This window comes from Mycobacterium sp. (assembly GCF_032162105.1).
Lineage (GTDB): Bacteria > Actinomycetota > Actinomycetes > Mycobacteriales > Mycobacteriaceae > Mycobacterium.
This window is the reverse complement of sequence record NZ_JAVRPS010000376.1, coordinates 1-5,300: the sequence shown is the minus strand read 5'-3', so window position 1 is coordinate 5,300 and position 5,300 is coordinate 1. Positions and strand designations below refer to the sequence as shown.

Sequence of the window (5,300 nt, the reverse complement as noted above, 5' to 3'; positions counted from 1 at the left end):
ACCTGTCCGACGTGGTGTTCCTGGCGACTGCCAACGTCATCGAGAACATCCCGACGGCGCTGCTGGACCGCATGGAACTGGTCAGCATCGACGGCTACACCGAGGACGACAAGGTCGCCATCGCCCGTGACTTCCTGCTGCCGAGGCAGCGGGACAGGGCGGCGCTGACGGCCGACGAGGTCACGGTGACCGACGACGCCCTGCGCAAGATCGCCGCCGACTACACCCGCGAGCCGGGTGTGCGGCAGTTCGAGCGGCTGCTGGCCAAGGCGATGCGAAAGGTGACGACGAAGCTCGCCGAGAACACCGACTCCTTGACCATCGATGAGCCGGATCTGGTTGCCTACCTTGGCCGTCCGAGGTTCACGCCGGAGTCGGCCGAACGCACGGCGGTGCCGGGCGTTGCGACCGGCCTGGCCGTCACCGGGCTTGGCGGCGACGTGCTCTACATCGAGGCCAACGGCAACGAGGGCGAATCGGGTCTGCAGTTGACGGGTCAACTGGGCGACGTGATGAAGGAGTCGGCGCAGATCGCGCTCTCCTACGTGCGTGCCCACGCCGAGCAACTCGGCGTCGACCCGAAGGCACTGGACCGCCAGATCCACGTGCACGTGCCCGCGGGCGCGGTGCCAAAGGACGGTCCGTCGGCCGGTGTCACGATGGTCACCGCGCTGGTGTCCATGGCGACAGGACGACAGGTTCGCGCGGACGTCGGCATGACCGGTGAGGTCACGCTGAACGGCCGGGTGCTGCCCATCGGCGGGGTCAAGCAGAAGCTGCTGGCCGCACAACGGGCCGGGCTGACGACGGTGTTCATCCCGGCACGCAACGAACCCGACCTGGACGACGTGCCTGCCGAGGTGCTCGAGGCGCTGGAGGTCAAGCCGATGACCGACGTCGCGGACATCGTCGCGCTTGCACTGGAGCCCGCCGCGGAGGCGGCAACCGTCGCCGCCTGACGTCACAACCAAATAGCGCGAGCAGACGTAAAGTCCCCTCAAATCGACATGTTGAGGGGACTTTGCGTCTGCTCGGCATAGAAGGGTGGGCCATGCCCAGACGCGGAGACCCGTTGCGCAAGCTCGGATTCCTGACCATCGGTCGCTTCGACGCCGAGAATCCGGGACCAGGGATCGAGGAAACCCTCGAGGTGATCGAGCGCGCCGAGGCATTGGGCTACGACAGTGTCTGGTTGCGCTGCCGTCACCTGCAGCCCGGCATCTCCTCGCCGGTGGCCATCATGGCGGCGGCCAGTCAGCGCACGTCGCGCATCGAACTCGGCACCGCCGTCATCCCGCTGGGTCTGGAGAATCCGTTCCGGCTGGCCGAAGACCTCGCCACCGTGGACATCCTGTCGGGCGGTCGGATCAATCCCGGTGTGTCGGTGGGCACACCGATGCTCTACGACCACTACCGGGAAGCGCTGTATCCCAACAGCCACGACGTGGAGGACTTCTCCAAGGACCGCGTGCTGCGACTGCTCCGCGGTCTGCGCGGCGAGCCGGTCAGCGACTTCGAGGGCGTCGTCGGCATCGAGCGGTTCACCAACCGCATCCAGCCACACTCCGCCGGACTGGCCGACCGGGTCTGGTACGGCGGCGGCATGTCCTCGGCGATCTGGGCCGGCGAGCAGGGCATCAACTACCTGACCAACTCGGTGGTCAGCATCGACGGCACCGAATCGCGTGACTTCGCCACCATTCAGGGTCAGAACATCGATGCCTTCCGCAACGCCTTCGCTGCGCACCACGAACGGCCCGAAAGGGCGCGTGTCTCACAGGGTTTGGTGGTCATCCCGACCGACTCCGCGACCGACGACCAGATTCGCCGGTACCGCGAGTACGCGGCGAGCCGGTTCGAGCGCACCAAGTCCCCGCAGGGCCCCCGCGGTGTGCTGTTCTCCCCCGACTACGTCGGTACGTCCGACGAACTGGCCGACCAGCTCTACGCCCACGCCGGATTCCAGCGCGCGGACGAAGTGGCGTTCGCGTTGCCGTTCACCTTCGCCGAGGACGACTACCGGCAGATCATCACGGACCTGGCCGAGAAGCTCGGGCCTAGACTCGGATGGACGCCGGGGAGGGTGACGCAATGACGGACTTCAAGGCCATCAAGAGACGGATCGTGCACACCGTGCGGCGCCGCGTGGTGAACCCGGTCGGCAGGAAACTGCCGGTGACGATGCTCGAGAGCACCGGGCGCAAGAGCGGTCAGCCGCGCCACACCGCCGTCGGCGGACGCGTGGTGGACGGCCAGTTCTGGATGGTCTCCGAACACGGGGAGCACTCGCACTACGTACTCAACATCAAGGCCGACCCGCGGGTTCGGGTGCGGATCGGCGGCGGCTGGCGCAGCGGCACCGCCCACCTGCTGCCCGACGACGACACGGTGGCGCGCCTGCGCCAGCTGCCCGCCATGAACAGCGCCGTGGTCAAGCTGGCGGGCAGCGAGCTGCTGACCATCAGGGTGGATCTCGACTGACGTGGCCTATGACACCGAGCTGGCCGACCGCATCCGCGAACTCGTCGCAGCCGAACGCGGCGTCGAGGAGAAGCCGATGTTCGGCGGGCTGGCCTTCCTGATCAACGGCAACATGTCCGTCGCGGCCAGCGGGAAGGGCGGATTGATGGTGCGGGTGCCGCCGGACGAGACCGAGAAGCTGCTGCAACGCGAACACGTCGAACCGATGGTGATGGCAGGCCGCGAGACGCGCGGTTGGCTGCGCGTCTCGGTCGATGGTGTCAAGACCAAGCGCCAGCTTTCGGCGTGGGTGGGCCGTGGCCTCGACTACGCCAAGAGCCTGCCCCCCAAGTGATCCGCTAGCAAGCCGCGGGGCGGGCCGCATTGACCCTGCGACAACTCGCCCGCGAGTACGCTGGGTCACCATGACAACGTCGTCAACATTCATCATCGTCGGCGGTGGACTCGCCGGGGCGAAGGCCGCCGAAGCGCTGCGCAACAAGGACTTTGACGGCCGTATCGTGCTCTTTGCGGCCGAGGAGCACCTGCCCTACGAGCGGCCACCGCTGTCCAAGGAGTATCTCGCAGGCAAGAAAGCCCTCGACGACTTCACCGTCGACACGGCGGATTGGTATCGCGAGCACGACGTCGACCTGCGGCTGGGCACCGAGGTCACCACCATCGACCGGGGGTCGCACACGGTCGGATTCGCCGATGGTGACCACGAGCACTACGACAAGCTGCTGTTGGCCACCGGGTCGAGTTCACGCAGGCTGCCAATCCCCGGGGCCGACGCCGAGGCAGTCCATTACCTGCGCACGGTCGACGACGCCGCCGCCCTGTTGTCGACGCTGACCGACGGCGCGACACTTGCCGTCGTCGGAGCAGGCTGGATCGGCCTGGAGGTCGCTGCGAGCGCCCGCGGACACGGCGTCGAGGTGACGGTGGTGGAGACCGCCGAGTTGCCGCTGCTGGGCGCTCTGGGGCGTGAGGCGGCGGAGGTATTCGCGCAGTTGCACCGCGACCACGGCGTCGACCTGCGGCTCAACACGTCGGTCCAGGCGATCACCACCGACGGCGGCAGGGCAACGGGGCTGCGACTCGGTGACGGGTCCACGATCGGTGCAGACGCGGTGTTGGTCGCGGTCGGTGCTACCCCCAACATCGACCTGGCCGAGCGGTCGGGGCTTCAGACGGCGGGCGGCGGCGTTCTGGTCGACGCGTCGTTGAAGAGCAGTGACGACGACGTCTACGCCGTTGGCGACATCGCCGCGGCCGAGCACCCGCTGTTCGGCACCCGGATCCGTACCGAGCACTGGGCCAACGCGCTCAAGCAGCCGGACGTCGCCGTGGCGGGCATGCTGGGCACGCCGGGTAGCTACGACGAGCTGCCCTACTTCTTCACCGACCAGTACGACCTCGGCATGGAGTACGTCGGTCACGCTCCCGACTACGACCGGGTCGTGTTCCGCGGCGACCCAAGAGATCGAGACAAGCGTGAGTTCACCGTGTTCTGGCTGGACGGCGAGAGCCGCGTGCTCGCCGGGATGAACGTGAACGTCTGGGAGGGACTCGACGACATCAAGGAGCTGATCCGTTCGCGGAAGCCGGTCGCCGCGGACCAATTGGCCGAGCCGCTGCACTAGCCCGCCGCGACGACCTCCTTCTGCGGCTCCGCGTCGGCATCCTCGAGCGGTGCGACGTCCTCGCCGCGCAACACCTTGCTCATGCGATCGGAATCGAGCTGGCCTTCCCACCGGGCCACCACCATGGTCGCCACGCAGTTACCGAGCAGGTTCACCGACACCCGCATGGAATCCATGATCCGGTCCGCGCCAAGCAGCAACGCGACGGCGGCCACCGGGATGGCGCCGTGTCCGATGGCGGCGACCGTCGCCGACAGCGCCAGGAACGACGAGCCGGGCACCCCGGCCATGCCCTTCGAGGTCAACATCAGCACCAGGACCGCCGTGATCTGCTCCCCCAGGCTGAGATCCACGCCGAGCGCCTGCGCCAGGAACAGCACGCAGATCGACAGGTAGAGCGTGGCGCCGTCCAGGTTGAACGAGTAACCGGTCGGCACCACCAAACCCGTTGTGGTGCGCGAACATCCGGCGTTCATCAGCTTGACCATGATCCGCGGCAGCACCACCTCGGTGGATGCGGTGCCAAGAGCAAGGAACAGCTCGTCCTTGATGTAGACCACGAACCGCCACAGGTTGACCCCGGCGAAGAACCGCGCGATCGCCGCAAGGACCAGGATGAACAATGCCGCCCCGAGGTAGCAGGCCCCGATCAGCTTGGCGTAACTGCCCAACGACGAAATCCCGTACTGGCCGATGATGTAGGCCATCGCGCCGAACGCGGCCAGCGGCGCCAGCCGCATGATCCAGCCGATGATGGTGAAGAAGATGTCGCTGAGGTGCTCGATGAACTCGAAGATCACCGGCGGACCGTGCTCGCCGAACTTCGCCAGCGCCAACCCGAACAGCACGGCGAAGAACAACACCTGCAGCAACATGTTCTCGGCGAAGGCGGACATCACCGAGGTCGGAATGATGTTGAGCAGGAACTCGACGGTGTGCGGCAGCTCGCCGTCCCCGGTCTTCTTGGCCACCGCATCGGCCCCGGTGGCCAGCGTCTGTGGGTCGATGTCGAACCCCGCACCCGGTTTGACGATGTTGCCGATCAGCAGGCCGAACAGCAGCGCGAAGGTCGTCACCACTTCGAAGTAGATCAGCGCCTTGACGCCGATCCGGCCCACCGACTTGAGGTCGCCGACGTGGGCGATGCCGACCACCACGGTGCAGAATATGATCGGGGCGATCAGCATCTTGATC

Annotated in this window: 6 protein-coding genes; 5 read left to right on the top strand and 1 reads right to left on the bottom strand. The window is 66.9% G+C overall.

The window, feature by feature from the left end; all coding sequences use genetic code 11:
• From QOC69_RS19040 to QOC69_RS19020, 5 genes are all read left to right on the top strand, one after another.
• Nucleotides 1-959 (top strand): S16 family serine protease (locus QOC69_RS19040; RefSeq protein ID WP_526442393.1); only part of this gene is annotated, 959 nt, incomplete at its 5' end.
• Nucleotides 960-1,051: 92 nt separating this feature from the next.
• A complete protein-coding gene (locus QOC69_RS19035; protein WP_526442391.1) occupies nt 1,052-2,095 on the top strand; it encodes an LLM class flavin-dependent oxidoreductase in 1,044 nt (347 codons plus the stop codon).
• Complete coding sequence (locus QOC69_RS19030) at nt 2,092-2,481, top strand: nitroreductase family deazaflavin-dependent oxidoreductase (RefSeq protein ID WP_526442389.1); 390 nt, start codon at nt 2,092-2,094, stop codon at nt 2,479-2,481. The genes QOC69_RS19035 and QOC69_RS19030 overlap by 4 nt, the downstream gene beginning before the upstream one ends.
• Nucleotide 2,482: 1 nt before the next feature.
• On the top strand, nt 2,483-2,815 hold the full coding sequence (locus QOC69_RS19025; RefSeq protein ID WP_526442387.1) for a TfoX/Sxy family protein: 333 nt from the start codon (nt 2,483-2,485) through the stop codon (nt 2,813-2,815).
• A 70-nt stretch (nt 2,816-2,885) separates the two neighbouring features.
• Nucleotides 2,886-4,106: an NAD(P)/FAD-dependent oxidoreductase gene (locus tag QOC69_RS19020; protein WP_526442385.1), complete on the top strand. Its 1,221-nt coding sequence runs from the start codon at nt 2,886-2,888 to the stop codon at nt 4,104-4,106.
• Here the strand turns inward: QOC69_RS19020 and QOC69_RS19015 are convergent.
• Nucleotides 4,103-5,300 (bottom strand): dicarboxylate/amino acid:cation symporter (locus QOC69_RS19015; RefSeq protein ID WP_526442383.1); only part of this gene is annotated, 1,198 nt, incomplete at its 5' end. The two genes, QOC69_RS19020 and QOC69_RS19015, sit on opposite strands and share 4 nt — an antisense overlap.